This is a genomic window from Providencia sp. PROV116, from assembly GCF_028482485.1.
In the GTDB taxonomy this organism is placed as follows: Bacteria; Pseudomonadota; Gammaproteobacteria; order Enterobacterales; family Enterobacteriaceae; genus Providencia; species Providencia rettgeri.
Genome location: NZ_JAMPQO010000022.1, coordinates 67846 through 85611, shown reverse-complemented (window position 1 = coordinate 85611; position 17766 = coordinate 67846). Strand labels below are relative to the sequence as shown.

Annotated in this window: 13 protein-coding genes and 2 tRNA genes; all 15 read left to right on the top strand. The window is 44.9% G+C overall.

The window, feature by feature from the left end; genetic code table 11:
* The first annotated feature begins 44 nt into the window (after nucleotides 1–44).
* The 15 genes from ftsH (at nucleotide 45) to PSE72_RS15575 (ending at nucleotide 17680) form a co-directional block, all read left to right on the top strand.
* Nucleotides 45–2054, top strand: coding sequence for an ATP-dependent zinc metalloprotease FtsH (ftsH, locus tag PSE72_RS15645; protein ID WP_004907466.1), 2010 nt, complete (start codon nucleotides 45–47; stop codon nucleotides 2052–2054).
* Nucleotides 2055–2120: 66 nt separating this feature from the next.
* Complete coding sequence (gene folP, locus PSE72_RS15640; RefSeq protein ID WP_115168090.1) at nucleotides 2121–2957, top strand: dihydropteroate synthase; 837 nt, start codon at nucleotides 2121–2123, stop codon at nucleotides 2955–2957.
* 4 nt (nucleotides 2958–2961) lie between these two features.
* On the top strand, nucleotides 2962–4299 hold the full coding sequence (gene glmM, locus PSE72_RS15635) for a phosphoglucosamine mutase (protein ID WP_004905906.1): 1338 nt from the start codon (nucleotides 2962–2964) through the stop codon (nucleotides 4297–4299).
* A 220-nt stretch (nucleotides 4300–4519) separates the two neighbouring features.
* The gene (gene secG, locus PSE72_RS15630; protein WP_115168089.1) at nucleotides 4520–4864 is read left to right on the top strand and encodes a preprotein translocase subunit SecG; all 345 of its coding nucleotides are present in this window, start codon (nucleotides 4520–4522) and stop codon (nucleotides 4862–4864) included.
* Between the two features lie 115 nt (nucleotides 4865–4979).
* Nucleotides 4980–5069 (top strand) — tRNA-Leu (locus PSE72_RS15625).
* A 59-nt stretch (nucleotides 5070–5128) separates the two neighbouring features.
* Nucleotides 5129–5205 (top strand) — tRNA-Met (locus PSE72_RS15620).
* 252 nt (nucleotides 5206–5457) lie between these two features.
* A complete protein-coding gene (gene rimP, locus PSE72_RS15615; RefSeq protein WP_147281961.1) occupies nucleotides 5458–5910 on the top strand; it encodes a ribosome maturation factor RimP in 453 nt (150 codons plus the stop codon).
* A gap of 23 nt (nucleotides 5911–5933) precedes the next feature.
* Nucleotides 5934–7442: a transcription termination factor NusA gene (nusA, locus tag PSE72_RS15610; RefSeq protein WP_004905898.1), complete on the top strand. Its 1509-nt coding sequence runs from the start codon at nucleotides 5934–5936 to the stop codon at nucleotides 7440–7442.
* 23 nt (nucleotides 7443–7465) lie between these two features.
* Nucleotides 7466–10204 (top strand): translation initiation factor IF-2, encoded by a 2739-nt coding sequence (gene infB, locus PSE72_RS15605; RefSeq protein WP_004907473.1) that lies wholly within the window; start codon nucleotides 7466–7468, stop codon nucleotides 10202–10204.
* A gap of 85 nt (nucleotides 10205–10289) precedes the next feature.
* Nucleotides 10290–10700 (top strand): 30S ribosome-binding factor RbfA, encoded by a 411-nt coding sequence (rbfA, locus tag PSE72_RS15600; RefSeq protein WP_115168088.1) that lies wholly within the window; start codon nucleotides 10290–10292, stop codon nucleotides 10698–10700.
* The gene (truB, locus tag PSE72_RS15595; protein WP_115168087.1) at nucleotides 10700–11653 is read left to right on the top strand and encodes a tRNA pseudouridine(55) synthase TruB; all 954 of its coding nucleotides are present in this window, start codon (nucleotides 10700–10702) and stop codon (nucleotides 11651–11653) included. Before rbfA ends, truB begins: the two co-directional genes overlap by 1 nt.
* 112 nt (nucleotides 11654–11765) lie before the next feature.
* Nucleotides 11766–12035, top strand: coding sequence for a 30S ribosomal protein S15 (gene rpsO, locus PSE72_RS15590; RefSeq protein WP_004905890.1), 270 nt, complete (start codon nucleotides 11766–11768; stop codon nucleotides 12033–12035).
* Nucleotides 12036–12437: 402 nt separating this feature from the next.
* On the top strand, nucleotides 12438–14561 hold the full coding sequence (gene pnp, locus PSE72_RS15585) for a polyribonucleotide nucleotidyltransferase (RefSeq protein ID WP_004907477.1): 2124 nt from the start codon (nucleotides 12438–12440) through the stop codon (nucleotides 14559–14561).
* Between the two features lie 93 nt (nucleotides 14562–14654).
* Entirely contained in the window at nucleotides 14655–15572 is a 918-nt protein-coding gene (nlpI, locus tag PSE72_RS15580; RefSeq protein ID WP_004907480.1) for a lipoprotein NlpI, read from the top strand.
* Nucleotides 15573–15742: 170 nt separating this feature from the next.
* Nucleotides 15743–17680: a DEAD/DEAH family ATP-dependent RNA helicase gene (locus PSE72_RS15575; protein ID WP_004907484.1), complete on the top strand. Its 1938-nt coding sequence runs from the start codon at nucleotides 15743–15745 to the stop codon at nucleotides 17678–17680.
* Nucleotides 17681–17766: the final 86 nt, after the last annotated feature.

The following is a 17766-nucleotide window of genomic DNA, read 5'->3' as shown; positions in this document are numbered from 1 at the left end:
CTGAGCGTTATTTGTTAACACAGTTGTAATATGAGGTTAATCCCTTGAGTGACATGGCGAAAAACCTGATTCTCTGGTTAGTCATCGCAGTTGTTCTGATGTCCTTGTTCCAGAGTTTTGGCCCAAGCGATTCGAATAGTCGCAGAGTCGATTATTCTACGTTTATCAATGAGTTAGCCCAGGATCAGGTGCGTGAAGTTCGTATCACTGGTCGTGAACTGAACGTCAGAAAGGCTGATAATAGCCGCTATACAACTTATCTTCCTATGCAGGATGAGAAGCTGTTAGACACTTTGCTGAATAAGCATGTGACGGTTGTTGGTGAACCACCAGAAGAACCTAGCTTACTGACATCTATTTTTATTTCCTGGTTCCCAATGCTTCTGTTGATTGGTGTCTGGATTTTCTTCATGCGCCAGATGCAAGGCGGTGGCGGCAAGGGGGCGATGTCATTTGGCAAAAGTAAAGCCCGCATGTTGACAGAAGATCAGATCAAAACAACATTTGCAGACGTTGCTGGGTGTGATGAAGCCAAAGAAGAAGTAGGCGAAATCGTAGAGTTTCTGCGTGAACCTGCTCGTTTCCAAAAACTTGGCGGTAAAATTCCAAAAGGCGTCCTGATGGTAGGGCCTCCAGGAACAGGTAAAACATTACTGGCAAAAGCTATCGCTGGTGAGGCAAAAGTCCCATTCTTCACTATTTCCGGTTCAGACTTCGTGGAAATGTTTGTGGGTGTGGGGGCTTCTCGTGTTCGTGATATGTTCGAACAAGCGAAAAAAGCAGCGCCTTGTATCATCTTTATCGATGAGATTGACGCAGTAGGTCGTCAACGTGGTGCTGGTCTTGGTGGTGGTCACGATGAGCGTGAGCAAACACTGAACCAAATGCTAGTTGAAATGGACGGTTTTGAAGGTAATGAGGGTATTATTGTTATCGCAGCAACTAACCGTGCTGACGTACTTGACCCTGCTTTATTACGTCCAGGTCGTTTTGACCGTCAGGTAGTTGTTGGCTTACCAGACGTTCGTGGCCGTGAACAAATTCTGAAAGTACATATGCGTCGTGTTCCTATCGACCCAAGCGTAGATACTTTCATTCTTGCACGTGCAACACCTGGCTTCTCGGGTGCTGAATTGGCAAACTTGGTTAACGAAGCCGCGTTGTTTGCCGCACGTGCAAACATGCGTGTCGTTTCCATGGTTGAATTCGAAAAAGCGCGTGACAAAATTTGGATGGGTGCAGAGCGTCGTTCTCTGATGATGACCGAAGAGCAAAAAGAATCAACGGCTTACCATGAAGGTGGTCATATGATTATCGGTCATTTAATGCCAGAGCATGACCCTGTTCACAAAGTCACAATTGTTCCACGTGGTCAAGCACTGGGTGTGGCCTTCTTCTTACCGGAAGGTGATGAAGTTAGTCGTAGTCGCTTGAAACTCGAAGGTATGATTGCGACAGCCTATGCGGGGCGTATTGCTGAAGAACTGATTTACGGTCGCGATAAAGTAACGACGGGAGCATCTTCAGATATTCAGTTTGCAACCAATACCGCACGTAACATGGTAACGCAATGGGGCTTCTCAGACCGTTTAGGCCCAATGCAATACTCGAAAGAAGAAGGTCCAGCGTTCTTAGGTCGTTCTTCAGGTAATGGTTCTGGAATTTCTGATGAAACAGCACGTATTGTTGATGAAGAAATTAAGAAAATTTTAGACCACTGTTACCAACTGGCTTACAAAACACTGGAAGACAATATCGATATTCTACATGCAACGAAAGATGCATTACTGAAATATGAAACTATCGATATGCCAATGATTGATGATTTAATGAATCGTCGTCCAGTTCGTGAACCAGCGGGTTGGGATGAAGATAAAAAAGTCAGTAATGTGACGGGAACATTTGGTAAAGGTGCGGCAAATGTAGCAAAAACAGCCGAAAAACCTCAATCTGAAGAACCTAACAACAGTGCTGAAGAACCAAGTAATACCGATAATAGTAATAATACTGATGAATCAAAACCATCAGATAATAACGACAGCAAACCACAATAAGCGGTCGTGAAATAAAATACTAAGACCCCAGTTCGCTGGGGTTTTTTTCGTTAAGGAAAAATAACAATGCAAATCAAAGCGAGAGGCAGTGTTCTTGACTTATCAACACCAAAGGTGATGGGGATTTTGAATGTCACTCCTGATTCATTTTCAGATGGTGGCACTCATAATCGTTATCATGATGCGCTTGAGCATGTGGCAAAAATGGTTCAACACGGCGCGGCTATCATTGATATTGGTGGCGAATCGACCCGTCCTGGCGCCGCTGAAGTCTCTGTGAATGAGGAACTTGACCGAGTTATTCCCATTGTTGAAGCGATAGCACAGCGTTTTGATGTGTGGATTTCAGTCGATACTTCGAAAGCGAAAGTCATGGCCGAAGCCGCAAACGCAGGCATGCATATTATCAATGACATTCGTTCGCTCCATGAACCAGGTGCATTAGAAGTTGCTGCGAAAACAGGTTTACCCGTTTGCATTATGCATATGCAAGGCCAGCCAAGAACGATGCAAGAAGCACCAAACTATGAAAACGTGGTGCGTGAAGTAAAAGACTATCTTGATGCTGAAATCACCCGATGCGTGACAGCAGGGATAGAGAAACAGCAAATTATCCTTGATCCGGGCTTTGGTTTTGGTAAGAACTTGTCGCATAATTACCAGTTATTGGCAAACTTAGAACAATTTCATAATTTCGGACTACCGCTATTGGCAGGGATGTCACGTAAATCTATGATTGGACAATTATTAAATGTTCCACCACAAGAACGTCTCGCAGGCAGCCTAACTTGTGCAGTGATTGCTGCGATGCAAGGAGCACACATCATTCGAGTTCATGATGTCAAAGAAACCGTGCAAGCGATGCAAGTGGTACAGATGACTCTGTCAGAAAAGGAAAAATAAGCGTATGAGCGACCGTAAATATTTTGGTACTGATGGTATTCGTGGCAAAGTGGGTGATAGCCCAATTACCCCTGATTTTGTTTTAAAATTAGGTTGGGCGGCAGGAAAAGTTCTCGCACGCCATGGTTCACGTAAAATTATTATTGGTAAAGATACGCGTATTTCTGGCTATATGCTGGAGTCCTCGCTAGAAGCCGGCTTAGCTGCTGCAGGTTTATCTGCATCTTTCACTGGCCCAATGCCAACCCCTGCGGTCGCTTATTTAACACGTACTTTCCGCGCAGAAGCGGGGATTGTCATTTCAGCATCTCATAACCCATATTATGACAATGGGATTAAATTCTTCTCAATTGATGGAACCAAATTGCCTGATGAAGTCGAAGAAGCTATTGAAGCTGAAATGGAAAAGCCGATCACATGCGTTGAATCAGCAGAATTAGGTCGTGCAAACCGTATTGTCGATGCTGCGGGCCGTTATATTGAATTTTGTAAAGGTACGTTCCCGAACGAACAAAGCCTAGCAAGTTTAAAAATAGTGATTGACTGTGCTAACGGGGCGACTTATCACATCGCACCAAATGTGTTTCGTGAATTAGGGGCTGAGGTTATCACTATCGGTTGTGATCCTAATGGGATCAACATCAATGAAGAATGTGGTGCAACGGATGTGCGTCAATTGCAACAAAAAGTACTGGAAGAAAAAGCGCACGTTGGTTTGGCATTTGATGGTGATGGCGACCGCATTATCATGGTTGACCACCTCGGTGAAAAAGTCGATGGTGACCAAATCCTCTTTATTATTGCTCGTGAAGCGCTACGTCAAGGCCAGCTAAAAGGCGGCGTAGTCGGAACACTAATGAGTAATATGGGGTTAGAAATCGCTCTGAAACAATTAGGAATTCCTTTTGAGCGTGCAAAAGTGGGCGACCGCTATGTCCTCGAAAAATTACAGGAAAAAGGTTGGCGCATGGGGGCTGAAAACTCAGGCCACGTGATTTTATTGGATAAAACGACTACTGGTGACGGGATTGTTGCAGGCTTGCAGGTATTAAGTGCTATGGTACGTAACCATATGAGCTTACATGACTTATGCAGTGGTATGAAATTATTACCTCAAGTGTTAGTCAATGTCCGTTTCAAAGGCCAACACGACCCACTACAAAGTGATGCGGTGGTTGCAGCGAACGAAGAAGTTGAAAAACAATTGGCAGGAAAAGGCCGCGTATTATTGAGAAAATCAGGAACAGAGCCGCTAATCCGTGTCATGGTTGAAGGTGAAAACGAAGCTGATGTGACTGCAATGGCAAACCATATTGCGGATGCTGTGAAAGCCGCAGGCTAAGTTGTTATGGGTGAAGCTGAGCGATATTTTGATAATTTGTTGTTTTTTTCTGCAAATAATCAAATGGAATCAAAATAGACTTGCTTGTCGGCTCAGCTTTGGTTAGTATTCGCACCTGCTCAATCCCGTAAGAGTATTATTTCACGGTCGAAATGAGTAGGTGTGCAGTGATAAAGGTCATAGCATTAGGCTATGCACCGCAACTGAATAGGTAACTCAAATGTATGTAGCTCTTTTAATTATTTTCTTGCTAGCGGCTATCGGGCTTATTGGTCTGATTATGTTACAGCAAGGTAAAGGTGCTGACATGGGAGCTTCATTCGGTGCGGGCGCTTCTGCAACACTGTTTGGTTCATCGGGCTCAGGTAACTTCATGACCCGTATGACTGGAATCTTGGCTGCTGTGTTTTTCATCATCAGTTTGGTACTTGGCAATATGACTGCTAACAAGTACGGAACTGGTAGTGGTAGTAAGTGGGAAAACATTAGTGAACCTGCAAAAGTCGAGCAACCAACAGACGTTCCGGCAGCACCAGCTACACCAACGAGTGATATCCCTCGTTAAGTGTGAAAGATTCCGAATGAAGGCAACTAATGCCATCATTAAGTAGTAAGCTCAGCGATGAGTGAGAAGTTAAAATTTGAGGTTATTGATTAACTATTGATAACCTCGCCTCAGTGCCGAGGTGGTGAAATTGGTATACACGCTACCTTGAGGTGGTAGTGCCTACAAAACGGGCGTACGGGTTCAAGTCCCGTCCTCGGCACCATTATTTTAGATAGCTTGTGATTTGCAGGTTATCTGTGTAGAATATGACACGTTTTCGAACGCGGGATGGAGCAGCTTGGTAGCTCGTCGGGCTCATAACCCGAAGGTCGTCGGTTCAAATCCGGCTCCCGCAACCATTTCTTATTCAACATACCTTGTCAGTATCTTAGTCTATAGTAGTTATCCGGTGTAGCAATCAAGTGCAGTTAACTAACAGCTCTCAAAATTTCTCATCGATTTCTCTAGATTTTACAGGTATAATAAGAATATGGTGAACCCGTGCACTACAGGGTCCAGTTGCATAAAGCCCCGAATTTCGGGGTTTTTTGTTATTTGACAATCGAATTAACTGGGCTTTTATAGCCCTTTTTTTATGTCTGGGGGTGGGCTTGTCCACATTAGAACAGAAATTAACAGAGATGATTTCAGCACCGGTGGAGGCGCTAGGCTTTGAATTTGTTGGCTTAGAGTTTATCCGTGGTCGCACATCGACACTGCGTGTCTTCATCGATAGTGAAGAAGGCATCACTGTTGATGATTGTGCTGATGTCAGCCATCAGGTCAGTGCAGTATTGGACGTTGAAGATCCAATTTCTGTCATTTATAACCTGGAAATATCGTCACCAGGGCTTGAGCGTCCATTATTCACTGTTGCGCATTACGAGCGTTTTATGGGTGAAGAGGTGGCATTGACTTTGCGTATAGCAATGCAGAACCGCCGTAGGTGGCAAGGCGTTATTAAGGCCATAGACGGTGAAATGATTACGGTTACTGTAGATGGTAAGGATGAGGTGTTCGCCCTCGGCAACATCCAGAAAGCTAACTTGGTACCCCACTTTTAATAAAGTTCAATGAGGCAACTAGGATGAATAAAGAAATTCTGGCTGTTGTAGAAGCGGTTTCTAACGAAAAATCCCTCCCTCGTGAAAAAATCTTCGAGGCTCTGGAAACTGCATTAGCGACGGCAACTAAAAAGAAATACGAGCAAGAAATTGATGTCCGTGTAGAAATTGACCGTAAATCAGGTGATTTCGACACCTTCCGTCGTTGGTTAATTGTCGAAGAAGTCACAATGCCAACGCGTGAAATTACGTTAGAAGCGGCTCAATACGAAGATCCTGCACTGCAGCTTGGAGAGTACGTCGAAGACCAAATCGAGTCTGTTGTATTTGACCGTATTACCACTCAAACAGCTAAGCAAGTTATCGTACAGAAAGTACGCGAAGCAGAGCGTGCGATGGTTGTTGACCAATTCCGTGAGCAACAAGGTGAAATTATCACTGCTCAGGTGAAAAAAGTTAATCGTGAAAATATCACGTTAGACTTAGGCAATAACGCTGAGGCTGTGATTCTGCGTGAAGATATGTTGCCACGTGAAAACTTCCGTCCAGGTGACCGTATCCGCGGAGTCCTGTATGATGTTCGTCCTGAAGCGCGCGGCGCACAACTTTTTGTTACGCGTTCTCGCCCTGAAATGCTGATTGAGTTATTCCGCATTGAAGTGCCAGAAATCGGTGAAGAAATTATTGAAATCAAAGCCGCTGCCCGTGACCCAGGTTCTCGTGCAAAAATTGCGGTTAAAACTAATGACAAGCGTATCGACCCTGTTGGTGCTTGTGTTGGTATGCGTGGAGCGCGAGTTCAAGCCGTTTCTAGTGAATTAGGCGGCGAAAGAATTGATATTGTGTTATGGGACGATAACCCAGCTCAATTCGTTATTAATGCAATGGCTCCGGCTGATGTTGCATCTATCGTGGTCGATGAAGACAAATGTACGATGGATGTTGCCGTAGAAAGCAGTAATCTGGCGCAAGCCATTGGACGTAACGGTCAAAACGTGCGTCTGGCAGCGCAATTACTGAAAAAACACCGTGGTGATGACAAGTGGGAATTAAACGTCATGACCGCAGAAGAGCTTAATGCAAAACATCAGGCAGAAGCACATGCTTCTATTGATACATTCACCAAGCATCTTGATATTGATGAAGAGTTTGCCACTGCACTTGTTGAAGAAGGCTTCTCGACGTTAGAAGAACTGGCTTACGTGCCTATTAATGAACTTCTGGAAATTGATGGTCTTGATGAAGAGACTGTTGAAGTTCTACGTGAAAGAGCGAAAGCGGCCCTCACCACAATAGAATTGGCTCAAAAAGAGAGCCTAGGTGATAATCAGCCAGCAGAAGATTTGTTGAATCTTGAAGGTATGGATCGTACTCTTGCCTATAATTTGGCTACTCGTGGAATCTGTACACTGGAAGATCTTGCTGAGCAGGGCATCGACGACCTGATTGATATTGAAGGTCTGGATGATGAGAAAGCAGGTACGCTCATCATGGCCGCACGTAATATTTGCTGGTTCGGTAACGATGCGTAAACACTGTAGCAGGAAGGAACGGCATGACAGAAACTGTAAAAACATTGGCAACGGAAATTCAAACCACAGTTGATCGCCTGGTACAGCAATTTGCTGAAGCAGGGATCAAAAAAGGTGAGAATGACTCTGTTAGCCAGTCAGAAAAAGAAGCTTTACTGAGCCATTTAAACCGTGAACAAGGCGGAGCAGCGGGTCAGCCAAGCAAATTGACACTACAGCGCAAAACTCGTAGTACGCTGAGTGTCCCCGTCACCGGTGGCAAAAGCAAATCGGTAAATGTCGAAGTCCGCAAAAAACGCACTTATGTGAACCGTGATGCTGAAGAAGCAAAAGCGGAAGAGCAGGCGCAGCGTGAAGCGGAAGAGCAGGCACAGCGCGAAGCTGAAGAACTGGCACAACGTCAAGCAGAAGCAAAACGATTAGCAGAAGAAACAGCTAAACGTGAAGCGGAAGAAAAGGCAAAACGTGAAGCCCAAGAGAAAGCAAAACGTGAAGCAGCAGATAAAGCTACGCGCGAAGCAGCGGAAAGAGAAAAAGTGAAACCAAGCGAAAATCAACAAAAAGCAGGCAAAGCTGTAGAAAGTAATGCCGACAAACAACGCCGTGAAGCTGAAGCTGCGGAGCTAAAACGTAAAGCTGAAGAAGAAACTCAGCGCAAAGTTGAAGCAGAAGCACGTCGCGTGGCTGAAGAAGCACGCAAAATGGCTGAAGAAAACGGTGAAAAGTGGACTGCAGACACGAAAACTGAAGAAGACAGCGATTATCACACAACAACTTCGACGCACGCTCGTGCAGCCGAAGATGAAAGTGATGAGAAAGAAGAAGGCCGTCGTTCACGTAATCGTACTGCAAAAGCACCTCGCCAAAAGAAAGGTAATAAACTTTCTGAAAAAGCAGATCGCGAAGAAGAACGTGCCGCTGGCCGTTCAGGTCGCAGCAAAGGTAAGCAACGTAAAGGTAGTTCTTTACAACAAAGCTTTACTAAGCCAGCCGTTGCGGTTAACCGTGATGTGGTAATTGGTGAAACGATCACCGTTGGTGAACTTGCTAATAAAATGGCAGTAAAAGGTTCTCAAGTCATCAAAACTATGATGAAGATGGGCGCCATGGCGACTATCAACCAAGTGATTGACCAAGAAACTGCACAGTTGGTCGCAGAGGAAATGGGCCACAAAGTTATTCTGCGTCGTGAAAACGAATTAGAAGAAGCGGTAATGAATGACCGTGACACGGGTTCTGCACTTCAAGAGCCACGTGCGCCAGTTGTGACCATTATGGGTCACGTTGACCATGGTAAAACCTCTCTACTTGACTACATTCGTTCAACGAAAGTAGCATCAGGTGAAGCGGGTGGTATTACTCAGCACATTGGTGCTTACCACGTACAAACTGACAAGGGTATGATCACCTTCTTAGATACTCCAGGTCACGCCGCATTCACTTCAATGCGTGCTCGTGGTGCTCAGGCAACGGATATCGTTGTTCTGGTTGTTGCCGCAGACGATGGTGTTATGCCACAAACAATTGAAGCTATTCAGCATGCGAAAGCGGCAGGTGTGCCAATTGTTGTCGCGGTAAATAAAATTGATAAACCAGAAGCAGACCCAGATCGCGTTAGAAATGAGCTGTCTCAGTACGGTGTTATTTCTGAAGATTGGGGTGGTGATACTCAGTTCATCAGCGTTTCTGCGAAGAAAGGTACCGGTATTGATGAGCTGCTTGATGCTATCTTGCTGCAAGCTGAAGTCTTAGAACTGAAAGCAGTATATGCAGGTATGGCAAGCGGTGTCGTTGTTGAATCGTACTTAGACAAAGGTCGTGGCCCAGTTGCAACAATCCTGGTTCAAGAAGGTACATTGAACAAAGGCGATATCGTCCTGTGTGGTTTCGAATATGGCCGTATTCGTGCAATGCGTAACGAATTAGGTAAAGAAGTTCAATCTGCAGGTCCTTCAATGCCTGTTGAGATTTTAGGTTTATCTAACGTGCCTTCGGCGGGTGATGAAGCCACCGTTGTACGTGACGAGAAAAAAGCACGTGAAGTTGCCCTGTACCGTCAAGGTAAATTCCGTGATGTTAAATTAGCTCGCCAGCAGAAATCTAAACTGGAAAACATGTTTGCTAACATGGAAGAAGGTAAAGTATCTGAGCTGAACATCGTTCTGAAAACCGACGTTCAAGGTACTTGTGAAGCGATTACTGACTCTCTAATGAAGCTGTCGACTGATGAAGTTAAAATTAAGATCATCGGTTCTGGTGTCGGTGGTATCACTGAAACTGACGCAACATTAGCTGCGGCATCGAATGCTATTATCTTAGGCTTCAACGTACGTGCAGATGCTTCTGCTCGTCGTGTGATTGAAAGTGAAAGTGTTGACTTACGCTACTACTCTGTTATCTATAGCTTAATTGATGAAATCAAACAAGCGATGAGCGGTATGTTAGCGCCTGAGTACAAACAGCAAATTATTGGTCTGGCAGAAGTTCGTGATGTGTTTAAATCACCGAAATTCGGTGCTGTTGCTGGTTGTATGGTCACTGAAGGCACCATCAAACGTAATAACCCAATCCGTGTATTACGTGATAACGTCGTTATCTATGAGGGTGAATTAGAATCACTGCGTCGCTTTAAAGATGACGTCAATGAAGTTCGTAACGGTATGGAATGTGGTATCGGCGTTAAGAACTACAACGACGTTCGCGTTGGCGATATGATCGAAGTCTTCGAAATCATTGAAGTTAAGCGTTCTATCGACGGTTAATTTTGTGGGAGCCCACGAAGTATCGTGATTACAAAATAGTGTTATAAGGGGGCGATAGCCCCCTTTATTGTCAGGAGATATAACGATGGCAAAAGAATTCAGTCGTGCTCAGCGCGTTGCGCAAGAGATGCAAAAAGAAATTGCGATCATCTTACAACGTGAGATCAAAGACCCACGTATTGGTATGGCTACTGTTTCAGGTGTCGAGTTATCTCGCGATCTTGCATACGGTAAAGTCTTTGTGACCTTCTTCAATATCGCTAATGATAAAAGTGAAGAAGAAATGGTTGCAGACGGCATTAAAGCATTAAATGAAGCATCAGGCTTTATACGTTCATTAATTGGAAAAGCAATGCGCTTACGTATCATTCCTGAGCTAACGTTCGAATATGATAACTCACTAGTCGATGGCATGCGTATGTCTAATCTGGTATCGAATGTCATTCGCCATGACGAAGAACGTCGTGCTGATACAGATAGTAAAGAGGAAAAATAATGGGGCGTCGTCGTAGCGGCCGTAATATTGACGGCGTAGTGCTGCTGGATAAACCCACGGATATTTCTTCAAATGATGCGCTGCAAAAAGTGCGGCGCTTTTTTAATGCCAATAAAGCTGGACACACGGGGGCACTTGACCCTCTAGCAACAGGCATGTTACCTGTTTGTCTTGGCGAAGCGACGAAATTTTCCCAGTTTTTACTCGATTCAGATAAACGTTATCGCGTCATTGCTCGTCTTGGGCAACGAACTGATACATCAGATTCTCATGGTGAAATTATCAGTGAGCGTAACGTAGAGTTTACACAGCAGCAACTGGACGATGCTCTAGAATTTTTTCGTGGTGATACCCTGCAAGTTCCATCGATGTATTCAGCCTTAAAACATCAAGGGCGTCCATTGTATGAATATGCACGTAAAGGAATTACGGTTGAACGTGAAGCACGCCCGATTACTGTGTATGAGCTACAGTTTATTCGTTTAGAAAATAATGAGTTAGAGCTGGAAATTCATTGCTCAAAAGGCACCTATATTCGTACCATTATTGATGACTTAGGCGAGATGCTAGGTTGTGGTGCGCATGTGATTTATCTGCGTCGTGTACAAGTGGCGAATTACCCTTATGAGCGAATGGTAACATTAGAGCAATTAGCCGCTTTACGAGCAAAAGTAGATGCAGGTGAAGGGTCTTTTGAGTCCTTGCTTGATACTTTATTATTGCCAATGGATACCGCAGTCGTTCATTTTCCAGCTGTAAATATTACAGAGGAAACAGGGGCTTACTTTAAACAGGGACAACCTGTGAGAGCCGCGGTTGAAGGCCTTGAAGAAAACGGTATGGTTCGAGTCACTTGTGGTACAGCGCGGCGGTTTATCGGTATTGCTTTGGTGAGTGAGGATGGACGCATCGCACCGAAGCGTTTGGTTGTGGAAAATGAACAGCCCGCGTAGTAGCGCTTATTGCTTTGCTGCCTTAAGCAGCGTAGAATAGCGGCGCTTAATCTTGAGATGCTAAATTAGAGATTGGCTCTCATCACTTACATTAATCATTTTGGAGTTTATTATGTCTCTAAGTAATGAAGCGAAAGCTAAAATCGTTGCTGAGTTCGGCCGCGGTGAAAATGACACTGGTTCAAGCGAAGTTCAAATCGCTCTGCTGACTGCACAAATCAACCACCTGCAAAGCCACTTTGCAGAGCACAAAAAAGATCACCACAGCCGTCGTGGTCTGCTGCGTATGGTTGCTCAGCGTCGTCGCTTACAAGCTTACTTGAAAGGTAAAGATATCGCGCGTTACACTGCTCTTATCGAGCGTTTAGGTCTGCGTCGCTAATCTTACTCTAGATAATTTGAGTTGCAGCTAGGCGACAAATGAGTGAGTTGCTAGGTGTATACATCAGTATATGGCTAGTACAAGTGAATGTAGTCAGCAACGTTGCAACTTGAAGTATGACGAGTAGAGTCAGTTTCAGAGAAAAGGGGCCAGAGGCCCCTTTTCTTCTAAAAGTTATTTTGAAAGTTGAAGTAATACTCGAATTATACTTAACTTAAATGCTAAGCTATAAGTCGTAGTAAGCTGTTTTATTAATGCCTCTTCGCTGCATCCGATTCGCGCGGCTAATGAGAGAGCTGATCACTGGAATATCAGTATTCTCATTAGTCGCGAGGCTGTAGTAGGAAGAGTAAGCCAATGCTCCCTGAGAATCTCAGGTAGCCTTACAAAAAGGGTAATATAGTGTTAAATCCTATTGTTCGTAAATTCCAATACGGTCAACATACTGTCTCGATTGAAACAGGTATGATTGCACGCCAAGCATCTGCTGCTGTTATGGTTAACATGGATGACACTGCAGTATTTGTGACTGCAGTTGCACAGAAAAAAGTGAAAGAAGGTCAAGATTTCTTCCCTTTAACTGTTAACTATCAAGAACGTACATATGCAGCGGGCCGCATCCCTGGAAGCTTCTTCCGTCGTGAAGGTCGTCCTGGTGAAGGTGAAACGTTAATCGCTCGTCTGATTGACCGTCCTCTACGCCCTCTGTTCCCAGAAGGTTTTTATAACGAAATTCAAATCATTGCGACTGTTGTGTCTGTTAACCCACAAGTTAACCCAGATATCGTTGCGATGATCGGTGCATCTGCAGTATTAGCACTGTCAGGTGTTCCATTCAATGGCCCAATTGGTGCGGCGCGTGTTGGTTTTATCAATGACCAATATGTTCTGAACCCTACAGCGGACGAGCTGAAAAACAGCCGTTTGGATTTAGTGGTTGCAGGTACTGATAACGCGGTATTAATGGTTGAATCTGAAGCTGATTTATTAAGCGAAGAGCAAATGTTAGGTGCGGTGGTATTTGGCCACGACCAACAACAAGTTGTTATTCAGAATATCAATGAATTAGTGAAAGAAGCAGGTAAAGAGAAATGGGATTGGCAGCCAGAGCCAGTTAACCAAGCTCTGCATGACCGTGTTGCACAATTAGCTGAAAGCCGTATGGGCGACGCTTACCGCATCACTGAGAAACAAGAGCGCTACGCGCAGGTTGACTTAATCAAAGAAGAAGTCACTGCAGTATTAGTTGCTGAAGACGAAAACGTTGATGTTTCTGAAGTTGCTGACATTTTAGCAAGCTTAGAAAAGCAAGTTGTTCGTAGCCGTGTTATCCGTGGTGAGCCACGCATCGATGGCCGCGAAAAAGATATGGTTCGCGCTCTGGACGTTCGTACAGGAGTTCTGCCACGTACTCACGGTTCTGCACTGTTTACTCGTGGTGAAACTCAAGCACTGGTAACGGCAACGTTAGGTACAGAACGTGATGCGCAGGTTATCGACCAATTAATGGGCGAATATACTGACCGTTTCTTATTCCATTACAATTTCCCTCCATACTCTGTTGGTGAAACTGGTATGGTGGGTTCACCAAAACGTCGTGAAATCGGCCATGGCCGTTTAGCGAAACGTGGTGTGTTAGCAGTAATGCCAGACCACGCTGATTTCCCATACACTATCCGTGTTGTATCTGAAATCACTGAATCTAATGGTTCATCATCAATGGCATCTGTTTGTGGTGCATCATTAGCACTGATGGATGCTGGTGTGCCAATTAAAGCCGCTGTTGCAGGTATTGCAATGGGTCTGGTGAAAGAAGGTAACGATTTCGTTGTTCTGTCTGACATCTTAGGTGACGAAGACCACTTAGGTGACATGGACTTTAAAGTAGCTGGTAGCCGTGAAGGTATCAGTGCACTGCAAATGGACATCAAAATCGAAGGTATCACACGTGAAATCATGCAAGTTGCTCTGAACCAAGCAAAAGGTGCACGTCTGCACATTCTTGGTACAATGGAACAAGCAATTAATGGCCCACGTGAAGAGATCTCTGAATTTGCACCACGCATTTACACGATCAAAATTAACTCAGACAAAATCAAAGATGTCATCGGTAAAGGTGGTTCAGTGATCCGTGCATTAACGGAAGAAACTGGCACAACGATTGAAATCGAAGATGATGGTACTGTTAAGATTGCTGCAACGGATGGCCTGAAAGCGAAAGAAGCAATTCGTCGTATCGAAGACATTACTGCAGAAGTTGAAGTGGGCCGCATTTACCCAGGTAAAGTAACCCGTATCGTCGACTTTGGTGCATTCGTTGCGATTGGTGGGGGTAAAGAAGGTCTGGTTCATATTTCTCAAATCGCGGACAAGCGTGTTGAGAAAGTGACAGATTACCTGCAAATGGGTCAAGAAGTTCCTGTTAAGGTATTGGAAATTGACCGTCAAGGTCGTATCCGCCTTAGCATGAAAGAAGCGGTAGCAACTGAAGAATCAACTGCACAGCCGCAGGACTCAGCAGAGTAAGCTGACCTAACCGCGCTCTATTAAGTTAGGGCGCTATCAGCCTAAATTTGCTGAAACCATAATTTGTAAAGCGTGGTAATGTAAGGGCGGAGTATGTCGAACAGTATCTGTCTTCGGGTGAGAGATTATCGCACGTTACCGCGTGTGCTCTTGGCGCTTATCTTTTTTGTTATTATTGGATGTAGTAGCAAAGATTGGCGAAAGAACGAGGTATTTGCCGTTCCACTTCAACCTTCATTGCAACAAGAAGTGATACTGGCTCGTATGGAACAAATTCTTGCGAGCCGGTCTTTAACCGATGATGAATACGCACAGCTTTTATATGAGCGCGGTGTGTTGTATGATAGTCTCGGTTTAAGGGCACTGGCGCGTAATGATTTTTCAACTGCGTTAGCCATTCGTCCTGATATTCCTGAAGTTTTTAATTTTTTAGGGATATATTTTACGCAGGCAGGCAATTATGATGCTGCCTATGAAGCGTTTGATTCTGTTTTAGAGCTTGATCCAACTTACAATTTCGCGCGAATGAATCGTGGCATCGCATTATATTACGGTGAACGATACAAACTAGCGCAGGATGATCTGCTGGCGTATTATCAGATAGATCCAAATGATCCTTTTCGTACTCTGTGGCTTTATCTCGTAGAGAAAGACATAGACCCGCGTATGGCGCAAGATAATCTTGCCGCCCGCTACAACCAAGCGGAGAAAGGGCAATGGGGCTGGAATATCGTAGAATTCTATCTTGGCAATATCGATGAAAATACATTGATGGCGCGTTTGAAAGAAACGTCTACGGATAACACTTCGCTCGCTGAGCATCTCAGTGAAACTAACTTCTATTTAGGTAAGCATTACCTAAGTCTGGGGGATAAGGATAGCGCAGTTGCGTTATTCAAACTGACGGTAGCTAACAACGCTCACAGCTTTGTTGAACACCGCTATGCATTGTTGGAATTGGCGCTGTTAGGCCAAGAACAAGACGACCTTTTAGAATCGGGCCAGCAATAGCTGACGAACATTTCACGATATTTTTTTAAGTCATCATCCCTCGGGGTGACGGCCTATTTGTTCGTTTAATAAACACAATTTGAGCCAGTTCACATTTTAAATGAAAATGACCGAAATGATTTTCGCATGGTTATGTAAACTGGCTGCCATTATGTATGAGGCACCTTTACATGACTACTGAGACCGATATTTCTTTTGCTGAGTTAGGTTTATCAGCATCTATTTTGACAGCACTAAACGACCTGGGATATGAAAAACCATCACCAATCCAACAACAATGTATTCCATTGTTAATGGATGGTAATGATGTATTAGGTATGGCACAAACAGGTAGCGGTAAAACTGCTGCATTTAGTTTGCCATTGCTGCATAACATCGACCCAGATTTAAAAGCTCCGCAAATTTTAGTTCTGGCACCAACTCGTGAGTTGGCTGTTCAGGTGGCGGAAGCAATGAGCGATTTCTCTAAACATATGAACCGCGTTAACGTTGTTGCCCTGTATGGTGGCCAACGTTATGACGTACAGTTACGTGCGCTGCGCCAAGGACCGCAAATTGTTGTGGGTACACCAGGCCGCCTTCTGGATCACTTAAAACGTGGAACGTTAGACCTCTCTAAATTAAAAGGCTTAGTTTTAGACGAAGCTGATGAAATGCTGCGTATGGGCTTCATTGAAGATGTTGAAAACATCATGAGCCAAATTCCAGCTGAGCACCAAACTGCGCTGTTCTCTGCAACAATGCCTGAACCAATTCGTCGTATTACACGTCGTTTTATGAAAGACCCGAAAGAGATTCGCATTCAGGCTAGCATTACCACTCGTCCAGATATTGCTCAAAGCTATTGGACTGTGTACGGCATGCGTAAAAATGAAGCGTTAGTACGTTTCTTAGAAGCAGAAGACTTTGATGCTGCGATTATTTTCGTACGCACCAAAAATGCAACATTAGAAGTGGCTGAAGCATTAGAACGCAATGGCTACAACAGCGCCGCATTGAATGGTGACATGAACCAAGCACTGCGTGAGCAAACGTTAGAGCGCTTAAAAGATGGTCGTCTAGATATCTTGATCGCTACTGACGTTGCAGCGCGTGGTCTGGATGTTGAGCGTATTAGCTTAGTTGTTAACTACGACATCCCAATGGATGCGGAGTCTTACGTTCACCGTATTGGTCGTACAGGTCGTGCGGGCCGTGCGGGCCGTGCGTTACTGTTTGTTGAGAACCGTGAACGTCGTCTGCTACGTAACGTTGAACGTACGATGAAACTGACTATTCCTGAAGTTGAATTACCAGATGCAGATCTGCTTAGCCAACGTCGTCAGGCGAAATTTGCTGAGAAAATTCAACAGCAATTAGAAAGCAGCGATTTAGACCAATACCGTTCACTGTTAGCGAAAATGTCCCCATCAGAAGATGTTGATATGGAAACCTTAGCCGCAGCCTTGCTGAAAATGGCACAAGGTGAACGTGCGCTGATCTTGCCACCAGATGCACCGCGTCGCCCACGTCGTGAATTCAACGACCGTGATGATCGTCGTGGTGATCGTCGTGACCGTAATAGCAATGGTAATGGTTTTGACCGTGCAGAACGCGGTGAGCGTGGCGGTCGTCGTGAGCGTCGTGATGTGGGTGATATGGAGATGTACCGTATCGAAGTTGGCCGTGATGATGGTGTGGAAGTTCGTCACATTGTTGGTGCGATTGCTAACGAAGCGGATATCAGCAGCCGTTATATCGGTAATATCAAATTGTACGGAACGCACTCGACAATTGAATTGCCAAAAGGTATGCCAACGGACGTGTTAACTCATTTAAGTCGCGCACGCATTTTGAATAAACCAACTCAAATGCAGCTGATCGGTGATGCACAACCGTTCGAACGTCGTGGCGGTGGTGAGCGTCGTGGTGGTGGTCGTCGTGATGGCGGTAGCGAAGGTGGCTTCGGTGCAGGTCGTCGTAATGACCGTGGCGGTGAGCGCGGTGGTGAACGTCGTGGCGGCGGTGAGCGTCGTGGCGGTGGTAACCGTGACCGTGGTAACTCTGCTCCACGCCAAGATGGCACTAATGCGGCACCTCGTCGTCGTAGCAGCAGCCATAACGCATAATGACTTGGTTTTATAGGGATTAATTCCCTACTAAAACACAAAACCCGCATTTCATTGAAGTGCGGGTTTTTTTATTTAAGTTTGTT